General features: G+C 68.7%; 19 protein-coding genes. 6 read left to right on the top strand and 13 right to left on the bottom strand.

Annotated elements, in window-relative coordinates; genetic code table 11:
* Nucleotides 1-22: 22 nt before the first annotated feature.
* Together EFK10_RS25025 and EFK10_RS25020 are read right to left on the bottom strand one after the other, a co-directional pair.
* Nucleotides 23-409 (bottom strand): hypothetical protein, encoded by a 387-nt coding sequence (locus EFK10_RS25025; protein ID WP_127357916.1) that lies wholly within the window; start codon nt 407-409, stop codon nt 23-25.
* A gap of 135 nt (nt 410-544) precedes the next feature.
* Nucleotides 545-943, bottom strand: coding sequence for a hypothetical protein (locus EFK10_RS25020; RefSeq protein WP_127357915.1), 399 nt, complete (start codon nt 941-943; stop codon nt 545-547).
* 89 nt (nt 944-1,032) lie between these two features.
* Here EFK10_RS25020 and EFK10_RS25015 point away from each other — a divergent pair, with 89 nt between their 5' ends.
* Complete coding sequence (locus EFK10_RS25015) at nt 1,033-3,000, top strand: ATP-binding protein (RefSeq protein ID WP_164836143.1); 1,968 nt, start codon at nt 1,033-1,035, stop codon at nt 2,998-3,000.
* A 66-nt stretch (nt 3,001-3,066) separates the two neighbouring features.
* Nucleotides 3,067-4,377, top strand: a complete 1,311-nt coding sequence (locus tag EFK10_RS25010; protein WP_127357914.1) for an SUKH-4 family immunity protein — start codon at nt 3,067-3,069, stop codon at nt 4,375-4,377.
* A 16-nt stretch (nt 4,378-4,393) separates the two neighbouring features.
* Here EFK10_RS25010 and EFK10_RS25005 read toward each other — a convergent pair whose 3' ends face one another.
* Nucleotides 4,394-4,714, bottom strand: coding sequence for a WXG100 family type VII secretion target (locus tag EFK10_RS25005; RefSeq protein WP_127357913.1), 321 nt, complete (start codon nt 4,712-4,714; stop codon nt 4,394-4,396).
* Between the two features lie 80 nt (nt 4,715-4,794).
* Between EFK10_RS25005 and EFK10_RS25000 the strand changes: the two genes are divergently transcribed.
* Nucleotides 4,795-5,109: a hypothetical protein gene (locus EFK10_RS25000; RefSeq protein WP_127357912.1), complete on the top strand. Its 315-nt coding sequence runs from the start codon at nt 4,795-4,797 to the stop codon at nt 5,107-5,109.
* Here EFK10_RS25000 and EFK10_RS24995 read toward each other — a convergent pair.
* The 10 genes from EFK10_RS24995 to eccB all read right to left on the bottom strand — a co-directional run bounded on the left by EFK10_RS24995 (nt 5,061) and on the right by eccB (nt 16,618).
* A complete protein-coding gene (locus EFK10_RS24995) occupies nt 5,061-6,236 on the bottom strand; it encodes an SMI1/KNR4 family protein (protein ID WP_127357911.1) in 1,176 nt (391 codons plus the stop codon). The genes EFK10_RS25000 and EFK10_RS24995 overlap by 49 nt on opposite strands.
* Before the next feature lie 105 nt (nt 6,237-6,341).
* Entirely contained in the window at nt 6,342-7,787 is a 1,446-nt protein-coding gene (locus EFK10_RS24990; protein ID WP_206305578.1) for an AAA family ATPase, read from the bottom strand.
* A 188-nt stretch (nt 7,788-7,975) separates the two neighbouring features.
* Nucleotides 7,976-9,337 carry a S8 family serine peptidase gene (locus EFK10_RS24985; RefSeq protein ID WP_127357935.1) on the bottom strand — a complete coding sequence of 454 codons (1,362 nt, stop codon included), beginning with the start codon at nt 9,335-9,337 and terminating at the stop codon, nt 7,976-7,978.
* A 129-nt stretch (nt 9,338-9,466) separates the two neighbouring features.
* Complete coding sequence (locus tag EFK10_RS24980) at nt 9,467-10,807, bottom strand: S8 family serine peptidase (protein WP_127357910.1); 1,341 nt, start codon at nt 10,805-10,807, stop codon at nt 9,467-9,469.
* 91 nt (nt 10,808-10,898) lie between these two features.
* Nucleotides 10,899-12,455 (bottom strand): hypothetical protein, encoded by a 1,557-nt coding sequence (locus tag EFK10_RS24975; RefSeq protein WP_127357909.1) that lies wholly within the window; start codon nt 12,453-12,455, stop codon nt 10,899-10,901.
* 44 nt (nt 12,456-12,499) lie between these two features.
* Nucleotides 12,500-12,796, bottom strand: a complete 297-nt coding sequence (locus EFK10_RS24970) for a hypothetical protein (RefSeq protein WP_240677449.1) — start codon at nt 12,794-12,796, stop codon at nt 12,500-12,502.
* Nucleotides 12,797-12,824: 28 nt separating this feature from the next.
* Complete coding sequence (mycP, locus tag EFK10_RS24965; RefSeq protein WP_240677448.1) at nt 12,825-14,090, bottom strand: type VII secretion-associated serine protease mycosin; 1,266 nt, start codon at nt 14,088-14,090, stop codon at nt 12,825-12,827.
* 104 nt (nt 14,091-14,194) lie between these two features.
* A complete protein-coding gene (locus EFK10_RS24960) occupies nt 14,195-14,488 on the bottom strand; it encodes a WXG100 family type VII secretion target (RefSeq protein WP_127357907.1) in 294 nt (97 codons plus the stop codon).
* 78 nt (nt 14,489-14,566) lie between these two features.
* Nucleotides 14,567-14,890, bottom strand: a complete 324-nt coding sequence (locus EFK10_RS24955) for a WXG100 family type VII secretion target (protein WP_127357906.1) — start codon at nt 14,888-14,890, stop codon at nt 14,567-14,569.
* Between the two features lie 162 nt (nt 14,891-15,052).
* The gene (gene eccB, locus EFK10_RS24950; protein ID WP_127357905.1) at nt 15,053-16,618 is read right to left on the bottom strand and encodes a type VII secretion protein EccB; all 1,566 of its coding nucleotides are present in this window, start codon (nt 16,616-16,618) and stop codon (nt 15,053-15,055) included.
* 236 nt (nt 16,619-16,854) lie between these two features.
* Between eccB and eccE the strand changes: the two genes are divergently transcribed.
* The 3 genes from eccE to EFK10_RS48835 all read left to right on the top strand — a co-directional run.
* Entirely contained in the window at nt 16,855-18,183 is a 1,329-nt protein-coding gene (gene eccE, locus EFK10_RS24945) for a type VII secretion protein EccE (RefSeq protein WP_127357904.1), read from the top strand.
* Nucleotides 18,183-19,037 (top strand): hypothetical protein, encoded by an 855-nt coding sequence (locus tag EFK10_RS24940; protein ID WP_240677447.1) that lies wholly within the window; start codon nt 18,183-18,185, stop codon nt 19,035-19,037. Before eccE ends, EFK10_RS24940 begins: the two co-directional genes overlap by 1 nt.
* A gap of 221 nt (nt 19,038-19,258) precedes the next feature.
* Nucleotides 19,259-19,555, top strand: a 297-nt coding sequence (locus EFK10_RS48835) for an SCO5717 family growth-regulating ATPase (protein ID WP_265737557.1), incomplete at its 3' end; no start/stop codon positions are given.

The following is a 19,555-nucleotide window of genomic DNA, read 5'->3' as shown; positions in this document are numbered from 1 at the left end:
GATTGCGGGCGGCGGCCGGTATTCAGATACTCGTCGGCGGAACCAGCTGTTTGAGCAACTGGCCCTGCGCGTCGGCGTGCGACTGCTCCTGCTGGATGAGCGCGTTGTTGAACGTCTCGTTGGAGTCATGGTTCTTGCCCATGTCCTGCAGCGCCTTGCCGATGTCGTCCAGCCGGGTCGTGAGGAAGTCCATCGACTGGTACATGCCGTCGCGTACGCCTTCGTAGACGACACCGAACTTCTCGCCGATGTCGTCGTCGCCCCACGGAGGTGTGTCGCCCTGCTCCAGGGTGGTCAGCCCGTTCCTGAGGCGGTCCACGGCATTGCCGAAGGACTCGCTCATCTTCTTGAAGCTGTTGCCCTCGGTGTCGAGGACGTCAGTTGCGGCTTTGAGGCCGTCCTGTCCCATTAACTTCCCCCGTCCATACGGCGATCACGTTCCGGCACGGCAGTCAGTCATCGCAAAAGCTTACTGAGGGCAACCCGTGATTCTTCAAGGCCCTTGTGTCACAGCTCTGTTCTGGATTCTGTGCTGGGTTCTGTTCTAGATGCGGCCGCGGCGTCCGCGCGGGCGCGGGGTCGTGGGCGGCTGCGCGGGTGCGTCGCGCTCGGCCTGCTCGCGGGCCTCGGCTTCCTCCTGCTCGCGGCGGTAGCGCTCGGCGGCCTCGCGGTTGCGCGCCTCCTCCTCGGGGGTGAGGTTCTCGGCAGCGCGGCGGATCTTGGTCATGCCGTCGCCGAGGGCGTCGAGATACGGTCCGCCCTTGGCGACGTCGGTCATGGTGAGCCGGCCGGTGAGGACTTCGCGGGCCATCTGCTTGAGCTGGGGCGGCACGTCGGGGTTGTCGCGGAGGGTGCGCAGGGCCTTGTGGAGGCGGGCGGCCTGGGCCGGGTCCTTGGCGTCCTCCATGAGGTCGTCGTCGGTGACTTCGCGCTCGGTGCTCATTGAATCGCCCCCGTCTCAGGATGTGCGTGCGCATGCCATAGTGCCAGGCGCCCGGGGGTTGAAACCATGGCCATAGGATCGGCGTCCGTATGTATCGCACGCACGACGAGCGAAGGGCGGCAGAGGCCATGAGCGGCCAGTACGCACCGCATCCCCACATCGGCGGCCGGACGGCGGCGCTGCGCGCGCTGGCGGCCTGGCGGATGGAGTGGCCGGGGACGCCCAGATGCGTTGTGCTGACCGGGAGTTCGGGGAGCGGTGCGTCGCGGCTGCTGACCGGGTTTCTGATGCTGTGCGACCCGGAGTTCCGGAAGCAGCTGCCGCTGGCCGAGCTGGATCCGACCATCGTGCCGCCGGAGCTGCCCGCGCCGGCCGTGCCGGGCCCGGACGGGCTGACGGCGGCGCAGCTATTGTGGGTGCTGGCCGACCACTTCGGGCTGAAGGCCTCGCGGGTGGAGGACGTGTACGCGCAACTCGCCGCGCTGGACGCGCCGGTGACCGTCGTCGTGCCGGACGTGGACCTGGCCGGGGCGATCCGGGGGCTGGACGAGCCGGCCCGGGTCGTACGGGAGGTACTGCGGCCGCTGGCGGCGACGGAGACCGTACGGCTGCTCACGGACGTGCCGCGACCGCTGGCCGCCGAACTGGCCGCCGGGCTGCCGCCGGGGACGGTGCAGGTCATCGACCTGGACGAGCCGGAGTGGGACGACCCGGAGGGCCTGGTGCTCCAGGCGGACGCCTTGCTGAGCCCGCAGTTCGGGGCGCCGGAGCTGCCGTTCACCACCGACTCGCAAACGCGCGGGCGGCTGGCCGCGGCGATTGCCGGGCGGGCGGCGGCGAACGGGCCGGGCGGGAGTCGGCTGACCGTACAACTCGCGGTGAACGGACTCCTCATGGCGCCGGAGGGCTTCGATCCGGCGGACGAGCAGTGGTTGCCGCGAGGCATCGGCGAGGCCCTCGACCTGCACGCCCGCCGTCTGGGCGCCGAGCCGGAGCTGCTGCGGCGAATGCTCCTGCCGCTCGCGCTCGCGGAGGGCCAGGGGCTGCCGTTGCAGCTGTGGGCGCCGCTGGCGAGCGCCGTCGCGGGGCATGACATGGGCGAGGCCATCGCGGGGGCGATGACGCTCGCCGGGCCGTTCGTGACGCCGGGGGAATCCGCTGACGACGGCCGTACGCTGCTGAAGCTGCTGCACCCCGGGCTGGCCGAGGAACTGCGGTCCGGCCTGCCCGACGGCGGGCGTGCGGCCCAGACGCAGATCGCGGTGGCGCTGCTGGAACAGGTGCCCGCCCAGAACTGGGCCCAGGCCGATCCGTACGTACGCGACTACATCGCGGGCCACGCCCTGGCGGCCGGGCTGCTGCCGCAACTCCTGACCGACCCGGGCCTGTTCACGTTCGCCGACCCTGTCCCGCTGCGTGCCGCCGTGGACGCCGTGCCGCTGGAGGCGCTGGGCGCCCCGGCCCGTACGTATCGTCGGGTCGCGCCGCTGCTGACCCGCACCGAGGCGCCCGAGGTGCTGCGGGCGGCGCTGCTGGAGACGGCGTTCGTGGAGGACGGGCTGCGGGACTACGCGGACGCGGTGCACGCGCTGGGCCTGGTCCTGCCGTGGCGGACGCTGTGGAGCGTTCCGGTGCCGGGGGTGAGCGCGGTGACGGCGGCGGCCCTGCCGGCACCGTCCCCGTCCTCGTCCCTGTCCCCCGAAGCGGCGCCCTTGCGTGTTGCCGTCCTGGTCGTCCCCGAGGGCACCCCGGGCGCGCTGCCCCTCGGCGGCGCCGCCGTCATGGTGCACGGGCTCACCGAGCCGACGCCCGTTTCGCAGGACGCCCTCGACCCGACCGCCATCCTGCGCCCCGACGAGGATGAGCGCGCTGCCGCCCCGCTCGCGCTGAGCCGTGGCGCGGACTACGTACGGGTCTGGGACCGCGCTTCCCAGGAGGTCGTCGCGGCCGTGATCTCCGACGTACCGTTCACCGGCGCTGACCTCTCCCCCGACGGCGTACTGCTGCTGGCCACCGAGCGCGGGGCCAAGGCCCTGCGGATCACCACCCCCGCGTAACCCTCCCGTGCAACCGATAGCCTCGTCCGTACGACACCCGTGGCCCCGTATGAAGGAGCTTCTCCCGTGATCAGCCAGGCGCAAGCGCTCGCGACCGCCGACCGTTGGCTCAACGGCCACGCTCCGCAGGAGCAGCACCGCCGGGTCGGCATTCAGGAGTTCGACCTCGGGTGGGTGGTGTGGGCGGTGCCGCCGCCCGTCGAGGTGGACCCGGTGACCGGGCAGCGCCGGCCGCCCGCCGACTTCGGCAACGCGTGCGGGGTCGTCGACCGGCGCACCGGCGAGCTGACCGTCTGGCCTTCGGTGCCGGTGGACGAGGTCATCGGCATGTACCAGGCCAAGCACGGCGCCTCCGCGTCCGCCGATGCGGCGCCGCCGGTCACGGGCCCGGGTAACACGGCCGTCTTCTCCTACGTCGACCCCACGAACGGCGAGGAGACCACCCTCTTCCGCACTTCCGCCCCCGGGCAGCCCCCCGTCGAGTACCAGGTCTGGGCCGAGCTGCAGGGCATGGGCGTACCGGCCGGCAATGTCGTCGCTGTCCACACCGACCTGCGGCCCAGCCTCCTGCCCGGCGGCTACACCGGCGACCTGATCCTCAACGCCTTCCCGAACGCCTCCTTCTCCTGCTCCCAGGACTACGGCATGCGGCCTGAGGAGCGCGCCGAGGGCATCGCCGCCCTCATCCAGAACGTCGAGTCCATGCACCGCATGGCCGGCCAGCAGCCCCCGCCCCGCCCCCACCGCGTCCCCGTCCCGGACAACGTGACGCCGGCAGAGCCCGAGGGCGACGACGCTCTCGGCCAGGAACTGGTCGAGGTCTTCGGCGCGGACGGCGTCCGTCGCTACGACGCCGCCGACCTCACCGCCACCGAGCTCCCCGAGTCCGCCACCGCTACCCTCACCACGGCCGGCCTCCCCGCCGACATCCCCTTCTTCTTCGCCGCCGACCGCCCCGACGTGCCCCCACCCGGCGGCCTGTTCACCGACGCGGCCACGCATCTGCGGGAGCGCGGCACCGAGGCCTCCGAGAAGGCCCTGGAGACTCTGGCCGGGCACGTACGCATCGGCACCGACGGCCTCTACGTCGTCACCGTCCAATGCCGGGGCGCCGAGCGCTGGATCGGCTCCGTCTGGGCCGTCCACCCGGTCTCCGGCACCGGCCGCTTCATCAACCAGTCCGTCTCCGCCTTCGACCGCTCACTGGCGCTGCTCGTGCAGACCCGGGAGGAGATGGAGGGCATGGACCCTGTCGAGGCCGGCGCGGCCGTCGCCGCCTTCCAGGAGCAGTTGGCCGCGCTGGACCCGACGGCGCTGGGCGATGTCGAGAACTGGTGGACGGTCGTGGTCGAGCAGATGTGGCACGGCCTGTTCTGACTGTTCTGACCGGGGGTCAGGAGAGGGGCGGCGAGATGTGCCGCCCCCATTCGCGGGCCAGCGCCTCATCCGAGGCCTCGGCGCTCTCGGCCGCAGTGCCAAGCGCGCCGCCGATGGCGTCGAGGCGGCGGTTCAGGTGCCCGAGCGTCGCCACCATCCGTTCGGCCAACTCGGTGTAGCCGTCGCCCGCTTCGGCCCCGACGCCGTCGCGTATCGCGTCCGCTGCCGCGGCCTCTTCGAAGGCGCTCGCATAACGCTCCAGGTCGTAGGCGTACGTCCCGAAGCTCTTCCCGAGCTTTGCCACCTCGGTGTGGTTGATGCGGAACTCTTCAGACATGAATCCCCCGTCGTCGTAGGGCCGCCGGCCCCCTGACTACGTCGTCTTTACCTGCGCATGGCCTGGCTACCATACAGGTCATGCTCGACTGCACCCCGAACGGCCGTCCTGCTGACCGGAACTGGGCCCTGGTCTGGTGGAACCTCACGGGCCTCGCTCTTGTGCTCGCCCTGTCCCTCGCGGCGAACGGCATCGCCGGTAGCGCGCTGGACCTCTTCGCCGAGAGCCCGCGCCTGTCCATGGCGGGCCGCGCTCTGGGCTTCGTCGGCGGCACCGCGGCTGCCGCGGGCGGTGTCCTCGCGGTGCGCGCCTTCCCGATCCGCTCCCGGCGCTGGATGCTCGCGGCCTACGGGCTGCTATTACTCGCCGTTCCCTTGCTGGTGGTCCGGCCGTAGCGGTCGGCGTACCAGTCCGTGTCGATGGCGGGGTTGCGCAGATTCGCCCAGAACAGCTCGTCGGGCGCGGGCGGGAGGGGCGGGCTGCCCAGGTCTTCGAGGAGATCTCCCCGCCACTCGGCGCACACATGGCTGCGTACGGTCCTGATCTGGTCGACGGCCCGGTGCGGCAAGTTCCGGAGTAGGACCACCATGCTCTCCGCCGCCCACTTGCGGTAGTTGTCCCGCCGCGTCTCCGCCTGGGCTATGACCGAGCGCAGCCGCAGGCCGAGCGGATTGTCATCCGTGACCTCGACGCGGTGACCCCGCCCCGCCTCGTCCAGAGCGTGTGCGACTTCCGCGTACTTGGCCAGCCCCGTCTCGGCGGCGAGCCGGCACATCTGCCTCACCGCCGCCTCGGCGACCCGCTCCCGGGGCAGAGTGGCTATGAGGGCTCCGAGCACACCCAGTCCCTGGATGTAGACGGCCCGCAGCCGCGGCTCGCCCCGGTCCAGGCTCAGCGCCGGGAGCGTCTCTTCCGCGCCCGGAAGAGATTCATCCGCCCTCCCCCACCCCGCGTCGGGCGCCTGGGCCCGCTCCCAGATCAGCGCCCCGTTGAAGACGACCGGCGTCGCCCCATCCCCCTGGAACGCCCCTCCGCCCTCCAAGCTGTCGGCCACATCCGCCAAGTACGCCCCCAGCGACCCCGCATGCCCGAAGCTCGTCCCCGACTCATCGAAGAACCGCCCCACCGCCCCAAACCCATCTCCCCCGGCCCTGCAATCGACCGTCAGCCCATCCGCCGTGACCTCATACGACCCGAACTTGACGAACTCGCGCCGCCAGTAATCGCCCCAGTCCTCATCCTCGTCCCCCGCGATGATCCCGCGCAGAAACAGCGTCGCCCCCACGGCCTCCCCCACGCCCAACAACCTGTCATGCGTCGGAAACTGAAACCCTGTTGCCCCGTCATGCCGCCTCATCGACGCCACAAGATCACCATGAAACCGGACCCCAAGCCGGCTCTCAGCCGCCGCTATATCCCCCGCCGTCGCAGGCCCGTTGAGCGTGGCGAACGTCGCCGGCGCCCTCTCGCGCAGCCAAGCGTCGATGCGGTCCCACGAACTGTCCACCAGGTCGGTCGTCATGCCCAAACACTATTTGCGAGCACTGACAGGAGGCCTCCGCGGCCGCCTGCGGCCGGAGCTCCGCCTTCCACGCCAAGGCATTCTCCGCTCCCTCGCCAACAGTGGTCAGGCACCGCCGTACAACCGGTCCAGGTCCACGAGGACGACGTCGCCTCGACGTTCGGCCTCCCGCAGGTCATCGGAAAAACCCAGACCGCTGTAACAGGCCGGCTTGGAGTGAGTCGTGTCGATGCCCTTGGCTGCCAGCAGACGGAGGGCGTGCTGCAACCGTTCCAAGTGGCGCAGGTCCATGACCTTGTTCCACTTTGCCTCACCGATGGAGAGGAGAATGCCGTTGTCCTGGCCGATCGCTCCATGGACTACGACGTCGAGTTCGATGGACGTACGCCGCTCCGGATCGGCCACGGTCCCCTGGGCCACGCGAGTAGGCAATCCGCCGAAGACCTCGATGTCGGCATGGTCCGACACCCAGTCGCGGCACAGCTTCTCGAAGTGCGGACCCAGCACCTGGCTGTTGAAGCGTTCCTGACTGCGTGCCCATACGTCCGCCGCTGTGTTCTGGTTCAGCCAGTCGAGGGAGGGTTCGATGATCGAGTGGTGGAAGGCGATCAGCGGTTCGGCGATGCGGTAACTGGTTCGGTTGCCGCGAAAGGCGTCGGGTTCGGCATTGAGCAGGCCGCACCCCTGCAGCACGGTCAGCGGCAGTGAGATGTCGGTGGCCTTTCGCCCGATGCTGTCAGCGATCCCGCCGCGTGTGTGATTGCCGCCTGCGACTGCGGCAAGCACGGAGTGGTAGAGCGACCGGTCCCGCAGGTCCGCTTCCTCAGCCAGGAGGTAGGGCGCTTCCCGATAGATCGGCCTAGCTGGGTTCAGAACTGTACGGCACACCCAATCGTCGAAGTCGTCCGGGCCATCCGGGGCGTCGTCGCCCGCGAATTCACGGCGGTACGCGGGCGTACCGCCGACGATGGCGTTGACCATGACCGCCAGCCGAGGGCTCTCGATGCCCCAGAAGCGGGCTGCTTCCCGGTAGTTGAGCGAATGGACAATCAACTCCAGGCCAGCCCGGCCACGCAGAGGCGCGGTACCGGACAGCAGCCCTCCCATGAAGGACAGTGCGCTGCCACACAGAAGGAGGCGGGGCCGGGGCGCATGCGCGTCCATCGTGCGGACACCGATGACCGCCTGGAGGATTGAGGGAAGCGAGGGCGACGACCGGACAAGATACGGGAACTCGTCGATGATGACCGGGGTGGGACCGTTGGCTCCGAGCCGGAACAACTCGTGGGAGGCGTCCTCCCAGTCGTCGAACCGCAGCGGGCGCCTGGCTCCCGTGTGCCGGGCAATGGCCGCCCCGAGCCGCCTCAGCGATTGGGCCTCTGTCGCTTCGGTCGCAGCGAAGTAAAACCCTCCCGTTGCCCGCGCCAAGGCCTGGAGCAGGAACGTCTTACCCTGCCGACGCCGGCCCGAGACCACACCAAGGGAGTTGCCTGGATGCTCCCGCGTCGCGAAGCCTGTCAGCTCGCTCCACTCCCAGTCACGGTTGAACATGTCCGGGGGCTTCGGGATGTGGACGGCTACAGGCTTCGGCACGGGGCTTTCCCTCTTAGGGGTGTAGTTCTTAGAAGTACACCCCTAATAACTTCCCGTCGCCCAGACGGTTACGACGCACGTACACCGGGGCCGCATCTCTTCTGACTGCCTGAGGCCCACGGCCCGAAAGCGGTGGGCCCCACTCCTCATTGATTGGGCCACTGACCCGGCGGCGGCTGCTGGGAGGCGTACGGGTTGTGTTGGGGCTGCTGCTGGTACCCACCGGCCGGAGGCTGCTGCCAGCCGTTCGGAGGCTGCTGCTGCCAATCGCCCTGCGGCGGGAGCGGAAATCCGCCACCCGGACCGTTGCGGCGACCGCCGCGCTTCGAGAGGACGATGATCAGCATGATGACGAGGGCGAGCACCAAGACACCGATAACGATAGCGACGATGACACCCGTGCCCATACCTGACGAGTCAGAAGACGACGACGAGTTGTTGGCGACCGAGCCACCCGCCGCCGCGGATGTTGACGGCGAGTTCGAGGACGAGGCTGCCGCTGTCGGCGTCTTGAGCGGACCCTGCTTGGAGCCGGCCGAGATGCCCTTTGTGAGGGCGCTATAGGGGCGGATGAAGCCGTATCCGTAATGCTTGTCCGGCAGGCTGAGGCCCTTCGCGGAAGAGGGCAGGCTCGCCGTCTTAACGAGGCGGTTGGCGATCTGGCCTGCTGTCAGGTCCGGGAACTTCGCACGGAGCAGGGCTGCAGCGGCGGAGACGTAGGCGGTGGCGTCAGAAGTACCGTTGGCCAGGCGGTAGCCGCCTCCCGTCTTCGCGCTCCTGATGTACTCGCCGGGCGCAGCGAGCATCAGCTGAGGACCGTAGTTTGACTTCTCCCAGACAACGCCGTCCTTGCCTACTGCACCGACAGCGAGAACACCCGGAGCAGAAGCTGGGTCCGTGAGATTACCTGCGCCATCGTTCCCCGCGGCAGTAACGACTAGAACGTCCTTCTCTGCCGCGTAGGCAATTGCTTGCTCTTCTTCGACAGAGGGGTCAAATCCGGCGTCAATGGACATATTGACAACGGAGGCGCCGTGATCAACCGCATACCTCAGCCCTGCGGCGTAGTCCAGCGAATCGGCGGAGGTAATCCCGGAGTCCTGAGCCAGGACCTTGACGGGAAGGATCTTGGCGTCAGGGGCCAACCCCATTACTCCGTCGGCACCGCCGGATCCATGACCATGCCCCGCGATGAGGGACGCCATCGCAGTCCCGTGAACGTTGACTGTCTCCCGATCAGCCGTCCCACCGCCGGTAAAGTCCTTGCCAGGCAGAACACTTCCGGTCAAATCAGGGTGAGTGCCATCCACGCCGCTGTCGAGGACTGCCACAGTAACGCCCTTACCCGTCGAGACCCCCCACACCTTCTCGGCGTCGAAGGCTGTGACTGCGAGGGGCCACTGGCTGTCTCTGATTGAGTCCGCCGAGGCGACCGGCGCGGTTCCGAAGAGCAGCGCTCCCGCCAGCGCCGCGCCGCCCGCTGCACGCAGCGTCCCCGTGAAGGTCATGTTTTGCAACTCTCCTGACGTACGGAGGGTCCGCAGCCCGGAGACTGCGGACCCTCGGCACTTCTTGTGTGTGCTGCTTCTAGTGGCCTTGGCCGATGAGACCCCGGCGCTGAGTGCCTGCTCGATGCCTCACTGATTGGGCCACTGGTTCGGTGGCTGCTGCTGCGAGGCGTACGGGTTCTGCTGCGGCGGCTGCTGCTGGTACCCACCGGCCGGAGGCTGCTGCCAGCCGCTCGGAGGCTGCTGCTGCCAGCCACCCTGCGGCGGGAGCGGAGACCCGCCACCCGGTCCGTTGCGGCGACCGCCGCGCTTCGAGAGGACGATGACCAGCACGATCACGACGACGAGCACGGCAACGCCGATGATGACGAAGACGCCGGCACCCAGACCCGAGGAGTCCGACGAGGCCGAACTGTTGGCGTCCGATCCGCCAGCCGTGGTGGCTGTCGACGGAGAGGCCGAGGTCGCGGCATCGGGCGTCCTGAGCGGGCCCTGCTTGGACCCGGCCGGGATGTCGTCTGCAAGAGCGTGGTACGGGCGGATAAAACCGTAGCCGTAGTGCTTGTCCGGAAGGCTGAGGCCCTTCGCCGAAGAGGGCAGGCCAGCCGTCTTCACCAGGCGGTTGGCGATCTGACCGGCAGTGAGATCCGGGTACTTCGAACGGAGGAGAGCGGCAGTCGCCGAGACGTAAGCGGTCGCGTCAGAAGTGCCGTTGGCCAGGCGATAGCCGCCCCCGTTGGCTGCAGACCTGATGTACTCACCGGGAGCTGTGAGCATGAGGTGCTCCCCGGAATTCGAATTCTCCCACACTACGCCGTCCTTGCCGACAGCTCCCACGGCGACAACCCCAGCCGCACCAGCAGGAAAAGAGACCCTCTGCGCGCCAGTGTTGCCTGCACCGCCAACGAGAAGGACGTCCTTCTCTGCTGCGTAGGCGACAGCGTCCTTCTCATCGCTAGAGTAGGCGATGCCCGCATCGAAAGACATATTCACCACGGTCGCGCCCTGATCCACCGCATACCGAAGCGCTTCAGCCCACTCCGTGCTTCCGGAGTTTTCGAAGTTGATTCCGACGGGCAGAATCTTGGCATCCGGGGCTAGTCCCTTTACCCCCGCAGAGCCCCCAGCCCCATGTCCGTGACCTGCGATGAGCGATGCCATCGCGGTCCCGTGACTGTCGCCGTCGACAGTGCTGTCATTGCGGTTGGCCGTCCCGCCGGTGACGAAGTTCTTACCCGGCAGAACATTTCCGGAAAGGTCTGGATGAGTACCGTCCACCGGACTGTCGATAACCGCGACGGTAACGCCTTTGCCCGTGGACAGCTGCCATACCTGCTCGGCATCGAACTCACTCAGCGGCCACTGGCTGTCTCTGATGCTATCTGCCGAAGCGACCGGCGCGGTTCCGAAGAGCAGCGCTCCCGCCAGTGCCGCGCCGCCCACTGCACGCAGCGTCCGGGTGAAGCTCATGCTGTTACACCTCTCCTGACGTGACTGGGGCCCGCAGCCCGATGGCTGCGGGCCCCTTCGCTTTTCCGCCGATCACTCGTTCGGCAGCTGCCTACTCAATGACCCGGGGTGCCACATTACGCTCTGGCGTCCAGGTCTCCTCATCCTCGATGAGGTAGTCCGGACGCTGGCCCTCGCGCCCTTCCTCGTCGCCCTTGCCGCGTCCGTGGGCGCCGGGCGCCCCTGCCATGCCCCGGCCGCTTTTGCTGCCCGTGCCGGCTTGCGTACCGCCGCGACTGCGGTGGAGTCCGGATCCGCCCTGGGCTCCACTGCCGGACTTGCCCTTCGCCGCACCGACGACGCCGCCCTTCTGCCGGGCTAGAGCACCGCGGCCGGTTGAGCCCCCAGCGCCGCCCTTACCGGCGCCTGCCGCGCCACCCATACCGGGTGTACCCATGCGCCCGCTGCCCGCACCAGTGCGGCCAGCGGCACTGCCGCCGACCGTCGAGCCGGAGACGCCAGGAACTCCAGAAGTGCCGCTTCCGGTGCCGCCGCCGAGGCTGCTGGACCCAGAACCGACTGACGAGCCGGTCGACCCGACCCCTCCGTAGCTGCCGCCGACACCCCCAAGGCTGCTGCTACCGCCGGAACTTCCGGTTCCGAAGCTGTCAAGCCCGGTGCCGACTGTGCCGCCCGTCCCAATCGAAGGGGTGGAAGTTGAGAACTTCGGCGTGCTACCGCTGCCGGATCCACCCGAAATACCTTCTGTGGCATTCGGAGAGGTAGCGGTGATCGGGGTGTATCCCGAGCCCGTGCTGGTAGAGGCCTTGTAAGTCCCGGCTGTCGAACTCGGGCTGGAGACGCCCACGGGAACTGCGGCGATCGTCCCAACGCCGGTGGTGTTTCCGTTACCGTTTCCGTCTTTCTGCTCCGAAATACTCTGGTCGACGTGAGCCAAAGTTGGCTGTTTCAACTGCTGGGCCTTGCCCTTGTACACCAGCGCAAGGTTCTCCATATGGACCGCAGCTTCGAGCGAGCGCTCCTTCTCCTCGGAGATCTGCCCCCTGTTGTTGTTCAATGCCTGCGCCGTGGAGATGTTCGGGTTGGCCAGATCCGCATTGAGCTGGGTCTCGTCACGGCCGGTACTCATACCGAACATGCCGCCGATGGCCGAGACCACGCCCCCGCTACCGGGGAGGATGGTGTTGGAGATGAGTCCCGCTGCTCCGGCCCCGGAGGAGAGAGTGTTCCCGAGGTAGTCCAGGCCACTGTCGAGCAAGCTGGGCTCTTGGATCGCCATGACCTGACCGTATGTGTCCTGCAAGGTCTGAGCCGCGGAGAACAGCACGTCGGAGACGCCCTTAGCGTAAGGCGCGCCACTGACGAAGCTTTGGGAGATCTTGTTGGCCTCGCTGGCAAAGCCCATGGCCGAATCGCCGTGCCAGGTTTCAAGAACCTTGCTCACGGCGTCAGTGAACTGCTTCAGGATGCCGCCCTGGCCATCTGTCCCGACGAGCAGGTCGTGGACATCCAGCCAGTTCTGGGCGACGTCCTCCACGGTTTGGACCTTGACGTCCTCCAGCATCGCCTTGAGATCCTTCAACCCCTTTTGGTTGAAAGGAGTATCCGGCTTGAGCCGGCTGGAGCCTCCGCCGTCTGCTGCCACCATCAGCTAGCCCCCAATGCAGTGAATTCTCCGCCGATCGTCACAGCTCACACTCCCATGTTCGCGCTGCTGGAAGTGGTCGTGTTCGCGTGCTCGGCCTCTTCGTAGTGGTCCTTGGCCTTCTTCGTCTTCTTGCCGAATTCATCGACCAGGTCCGCGATCTTGCCGAGGATTTCGTTCTCGATGTAGTCCTTCATCACGGCATGCGAGTTCCGCAACTCCTCCTCCTCGGAAAAGTTCTTGCCCAACGCGCCGGCCGGAAGGTACGTGTTGTTCGCTGCCTTGCCCTTGGGGCCGCCCATGTCCCGCAGAACGTTGTTGAGTGCGGTGATGACCTCGTCCAAGGCGCTTAGATCGACACCGTATTGACTGCTAGCCATTAGTCATGGCCTCCCCGTGAGTGTTGATTGGATGCTTGCGGCGCCAGTCGCGCATCGCGATCCCGGCGCCCACGACGACGGCGACGATGAGGATGCCGGCGCCAACGACATAGATCCCGTAGCGGGCGTTCCGCTCTTCCGTTGTCTCTCCGATGGTGAGCTTGCCGGGGACGATGGAACTGCCTGCGTTCTGGAGTTGGAGGGACGCCGGGTCGGGGGTGGGCTTGTCGGTGGGGGGGTCGTCGCTGGTGAGGGCGGCTACTGGGTCGACGACGCCCCAGCCGATGAGGTGGTTGGGGCCGCGGTCGGTGCGTTGGGCGGTTTGCTCGATGCGGGCGACGACCTGGGCCTCGGTCCAGTTGGGGTACTTGGAGCGGATGAGGGCGGCGACGCCGGCTACGTAGGGGGCGGCGAAGGAGGTGCCGTTGTCGATGCATTGGCCGCCCTTGGGAACGGTGGAGACCATGTCGACGCCGGGGGCGGCCACACCGATGAAGTCCCCGGGCTGGGAGAAGGAGGCGCGCTCGTTGTTGCGGTCGGAGGCGGCGACGGCAAGGACGCCGGGGAAGGAGGCGGGGTAGGTCTTCTTCTCTTTGCCGGAGGCCCCGTCGTTGCCGGCGGCGGCTACGACGACGACGTTCTTGCCGAGGGCGAATTCGACGGCCTTCTCGAGCTCCGAGCCGGGGCTGAGGGCGGAGGAAGTGTCCTGGGAGATGTTGATCACGCCGGCGCCGGCCGTGACGGCGTAGCGGATGGCACTGGCCATGGTGCCGGCGGTGCCGCCGCCCTCGTTGTTGTTCTGGCGAATGGGGATGATGGTGGCTCTGGGGGCGATGCCGATGAAGCCGGTGCCGTCCTTTTGGCGGGCGGCGATTATGCCGGCGACCTTGGTGCCGTGGCCGACGGGGTCGGTGGTGCCGTCGCCGCTGGGGACGAAGTAGTCCTTGCCACGCGACTTCGGGTCCGGGTCGATGGCCTGCTGGAGCTGCTTGTTGTCGCGGTCGACGCCGGTGTCGATGACGGCGACCTTGACGTTCTCGCCACGGGAGTTGTCCCACATCTCGTCGAGGAGGATGCGCTGGAGGGACCAGGGAGTGCCCGCGATGTCGTCGCCGCCGAACTGGCAGGAGTTGCTGGCGATCGGGATGCTCGGGTTGTCGTCCGCCGCGGCGGGTGTGGCGACGACGGTGCCGGACAGGCCGACGAGGCTCAGGACGCAGAGCGCTGCAGCGGTGGAGTGTGCGGCGCGGGATCGCACGGGTCTTCTTCTCCCTGTTTTGTGACGGACGCGAAGAGTGGGCGCACCATGAAGCAGCGCGCCCACCCTCAGTGTTGTGCGAGAGCCGGTGAGGGCCGCTCGGGTCAGCCGTTCCAGATGCTGGCGTTCTGGCGCTCTGTGCTCTGGTAGTTCTGGGCCGCGGTGTCGAGGGCCTTGGCGATGGCCTCCAGGGTGGCGTGCAGCGAGGCCGCGCGCTTGTCCCACTCGGCCTGCTTGGCCTGGTAGCCCTCCTGGGCCGCACCCTGCCAGCTCTGGGCGATCTTCTTGACGCCACTCTCGAGGTCGTCGAGCTGGGTACGGATGTTGCCGGCCGTCTGCCGAACGTCGGAAGAGGCCTGCGAGATCGTCGTGAAGTTAACGAGGATCTGGCCGGACATGGTGTCTCCTCGGGGAGTTGGTGTGGACTGGTCGTGTGTGCTGCTTCGCCGCGCGTACGGAGTGCGTACGCGGTCCGGTCATCCGAAGGGCGAAGCGGAAGACGAGACCTGGTTGATCGACGCCGCCTGGTCCTCTTCCGAGGCCGAGTAGTTCTTGGTGGTGGTGTCGATCGCGTCCTTGATCTCACCCAGGATCTGGTTGAGCTTGCTCGCGTCCTCGTTCACCTGCGTCTGCAGGTTGTTGTACGCGGTCGCCGCAGAGCCCTTCCACCCGGAGGTGATCGTGTCGATCACCGTCTGCAGGCGGCTGATCTCACCCTGGATGGATCCGTTGACCGTGGAGATCTTGTTGCTGAACGCAACCATCTCCTCCTCAGTCGTCGTGTACTGCTGTCCAGCCATAAGCCAGCGTCCCCCATGAGACTCGTAACCCGTGTCCGTATTCGATACGGCCGCATCTATGTCTGATGCCTTAAACCACTCTAGCGATCCGCTGTGACAACGCCCAAGTGGGAGCGCCAGTTGTGACAGAGCCACAACAAGTCTTCACAGAACTCGCCAACTTCACTGATTCTGGGGCTGCTTGGCGCTCGCCGTGTCCAGCGTCGGGCCCGCCGACAGCAGGTCGGCCCAGGCGTTCGGAACTGGGACGGCGGTGACGCCGTCGTAACCGAGCCGCTTCTGCGGGGCGTTGTTTTGCGCTGGGTCGACGGAGGTGGACGTGGAGCCGGAGGTGGACGCGGTGTTGGCGGCAGCGGTGGCGCTGTCGCCGTTGGAGGGCACCGAGTAGCGCAGGCCGGTGTCGGTGACGAGGAAGACCGAGCCGATGTTGGTGTTCAGCGACGAGACGCGGCGCAGGAGGATGCCGCTGCCGGGGGTCACGTACGCGCTCGTACCGCCGTCGGAAACCTGCTCGGGGTAGTCCGTGCCGGCCCAGGTGCTCAGGATCGGGTGGCCCAAGGAGTCGCCGGCGCCGGAGAATACGTTGCAGGAGACCTTGCGGCCGTCGGCCTTGTTGACCTGGGTCGGGTCCTCCTTGGGCCACATCGAGTCCTGGAAGGCGGCGCCCGGGGCGATGTCACCGGTGTTGACGCCGATCGCCTCCGCCTTGACGTTCCCGTAGGCCTTGGAGGCGTTGGGGCCCTGCAGGAGCAGCCGGGCGGTGAAGTTGGAGATCGGGGCCAGGTGGTCCTTGAGGACGACGTACTGCTGCTTGCCGGACGCGTCGTCGGCCACGAGGACCGTGCCGATCGTCTTGTGCCCGGCGGGCAGGCCGGAGGCGGTCGACGTGCCGCCCACCCCGTCGATGGTGGGGAAGAGGATGGGAGTTCCCACGTTCAGCGTGTCCATGAACTCCTGGGTGACCAACTGCGGCTGCGAGGAGTTGCCGAACAGGGCGCGGCGGAGCGTGTTCATCTCGTCGGCCGCGATCTCGTACGTGGAGGTCTTGCCGATCGGGTAGGCGGTGCCCTTGTTGTCGACGAGGTACAAGCCGCGGTCGGGCGCCTGGACGAACAGCGCCTGGTTGGCCTTGAGTTTGTTGCTGCCCTCGACGTCCTTCTTGTCGTTGCCGCCGAGTACGAAGACGGCCTTCTGGGCCTTGTTGTCGCTGCCGGCGCCGGGCCGCTCGCACAGCGCCCAGACCTTGGCCTTGGCCGCCTCGTCCTTCTCCGGGAGGCGGTCGGGGGCGTACGGGATACCGATGGTGGGGCCGTGCTGGATCTTGGGGTCGTCGAGGACGGACTCGTCGACCTTGAGCACCTCGTACTTGGAGGGGTCGAGGAGGAGGCGGGCGGAGGCGAGGTTGAGGACCGGGTGCAGCAGGTCGATCTCGTTGCCGTTCTTGTCCTTCTTGCCGGAGTCGAGATAGACGTAGCGGGTGGTGGACTTGCTGCCCACCAGGACCTTCTCGCCGGGGGAGTTCCACCCGGGGGGCGCGCTGGGCTTGATCATGCCGTAGCCGCCGAAGCCGACCAGTATCAGCGCGCCGACGATGATGCCGGGCAGGAGCGCCTTCATGGGGCGGGGCGCGTCGTCGGCCGAGCCGTTCGGCAGGGGCTTCAAGAACGCGGCGACCGTGCGCTTGCGCGCGAACGTGTACGCGTTGAGCTCATCCCGTCGTGATGTCATTGGTGCCTTGTCTCCCCGTATCCCGTATGCCCGTTTGTCGGTGCCCGTACGTCGGATCCACCCCGGCCAACCAGGGGCCCGCCCCCGGCCGTTAGGCCGACGGGCCCTCTACTATGCCGTGTGGTGATCGACCCGTACGGTACGGGTACCGCGAACGCGTTCGCCAGCCGAGACAGCTGACCGACCGCACACCAGCAGCAGAGCAGCAGCACACCAGCAGAGGAGCAAACCGGGGGATGTCCAGCGCTACCAGGACCCGACATGGCGGCAGGCAGGCCGCACAACAGGGCCAGCAGGACCAACGTCGGGGGCCTGCGACACAGCAGGCGCCTGTGACCCGTACCGGCCCGGTGGCGCCCAGACTGCGTACGCGGTCGGGCAGCGTCGGCCCGGTGCGGGTGCAGCAGTTGGTCTTCATCGAACTCGCCGCGGCGCTGCTGCTGGTGGGCTGGGTGATCCACCCGATCGCCCTCGGCGTCACCGCCGTCGCCGCGATCGCGCTGCTGTTCTTCGGCCTCGGCCGCCGCCGCAAGCGCCCGATGCCGGAGTGGATGGCCACGGTGCAGGCCATGAAGCGCCGCAAGAAGGAGTGCTCGGACCCGGCGCCGCAAGGCACCGACCCGGCCTTCGTGCCCGCCGTGGAGTGCGATCCGGCGCTTCGTACGTACGCCTACGCCGACCGCGACGAGCGGACCGTCGGCTTCGTCGGCGACGGTACGTTCCTGACCGCGATCGTGCAGGTGGAGGCGCCGGACGAGCCGCTGCGCCCGCAACGCGGGACGCGGCCGCTGCCGCTGGACCTGCTGCACGCCGCACTTGACGTGGAGGACATCCACCTGGAGTCGGTGCAGCTGGTGCAGTACACCCAGCCCGCCCCGGCGCCGCATGTGCCCGAGCAGGCGGTCTCGGTACGTTCCTACGCGCCGCTGCAGGCACAGTCGCAGACCCCGGCGGTCCGGCTGACCTGGGTCGCGCTCAAGCTCGACCCGGAGCTGTGCGCCGAGGCCGTCCAGGCGCGCGGCGGCGGCATCGGCGGTGCCCAGCGGGCGCTGCTGCGGGCCGCCGACCAGCTGGCGAGCCGGCTGACGGGGCTGGGCTTCCGGGCGAGCGTGCTCGACGAGCGGGAGATCGTGACGGCGGTCGGCATCGCGTCGTGCATCAACCCCCGGGCCAACAACGCGGCCCCGCAGAACGGCCGGGCCGCCCGGCGCACCCAGGAGTCGGTGCGGGCCTGGCGCTGCGACGACCGCTGGCACACCACCTACTGGGTCGGAAGCTGGCCGCAGCTCGGCCCCGGCGCGGTGCAGTTGGCCGATCTGGCCGCGCTGCTGACCGCGACGCCGGTGATGGCGACGACCTTCGCGCTGACCGCCTCGCGCGGCGCGCTCAACTCCCCCGCGATGTCCGGCTACGTACGCCTCGCCGCGCGCAGCGAGAACGAACTCATCGCCGCCCGCCGCGACCTGGAGCGCCGTTCCGGCGCTGCGCGGGCCGGCCTCGTACGGCTGGACCGCGAGCAGCTTCCCGGTCTACTGGCCACGCTTCCCCTCGGAGGTACGCGCTGATGTCGGTGCCCACGTATGCCCCCGCCGGTGGCGGCTGGAACCAGGACCCCGCGCGGGGGCGCTTCCCCGGCCAGGTGCCGGGGCAGCCCGCCGGGCGCCCCACGCACCTGCCGACGCAGGGCCCGGAGGAGGCGCCGCTCGCCCCGGTGCGGCGGCTGCGCCCCGGCTTCGGGCTGCGCGGCCCGCGCCGCGACCAGCACGTGCTGCCGGAGCAGTCGCTGGGCGCGCTGACCGTGCCGGTCGGTGACGACGGCGTCGTGATCGGCGTCGACCCGCAGAACCAGCCCGCGGTGCTCGGCATCGCCCGGCCGGCTCCGCTGGACATCGTCGTGGTCGGCAGCATGTGGATCGCCCAACTGCTCGCCCTGCGTACGGTCGCCGTGGGCGCCCGGGTCGCGGTGGAGACGGCGCGGCCGCCCGCCTGGGGTCCGATGGCGCAGGCGGCGGGCGGCGGCCAGCAGTCGGTGACGGTCCATGAGGTTCGGCAGATCGCGCCGCAGGGCCCATCGGTGACCAGTCCGGTGCTGGTCGTACGCGACTGCGGTGCCCGGCCGCCGCGCAGCCTGCTGGCGCCGAGCCCGTGGCAGTCGCTGCTGACGCTGCTGCCCTTCCTGGGGCCCGACGCGCCCCGGCTGCTGGGCCGGGCGGACCTTGTCGGCCTGCAGCGGCTGTCGCCGGAGGAGACCGAGGTCGTCACGCGGGTGCTGCGGCTGCCGCGTCAGGTGTCCGCCGCGCTGTCCACTCTGGGCGACAACGTGATGCTGTGGTGCACGCGGGACCGGCAGCAGTTCGTGATGACGCAGCCCACGGACGCGGAGACGGGTCTGCTGGGCGCTCCGCGCCGTATGGACTGACACGGCCGGGGCCGGAAGGTGCCGGTGCGGGCCGGTGGGCGCTGCCCACCGGCCTGCCGTATTGGTGCTCCGCATGATTAGGCTGTCCTACGAGCGGCAGGAGCACTTCTCCGGTGCGGTATTGGGTGGTTCGGCCCTGCGGGCGTAATGACCGAATGATCCCCCCTCCATCCGGCTGTGCCGCTCGCGACGGGGAATGCAGTAGTTGACCAGGAGGCACAGTGAGCAGCGACCGGGACGGGAACGTGCCCGACGACGAGCGGGGCGAAGAGCCGCTTACGAGCGAATTCAGCATCGACTTCACGCCTCCGGCTTGGTACACGCAGCAAAGTGCTGGCGGTGGCGATACGGGATCGTCCTCGCCGTCGGCATCGTCCGCGCCGGCTCCCCCGCCGCCGCTGGGCCAGCCGGTGCCACTGGGCGGCGTCCAGCCGCTGTCGACCGGGGGCACCCCCGCTGCGGCGGCGCCGACGCCCGCGTCCGAGCCCGCCCCTCCGGTTGCGCAGGCCGCCCCCGCC

The sequence above is a fragment of the Streptomyces soli genome (assembly GCF_003999195.1).
Taxonomy (GTDB): domain Bacteria; phylum Actinomycetota; class Actinomycetes; order Streptomycetales; family Streptomycetaceae; genus Actinacidiphila; species Actinacidiphila soli.
Note: the sequence above shows the minus strand (reverse complement) of the source record. Positions and strands in the feature narration are given on the sequence as shown.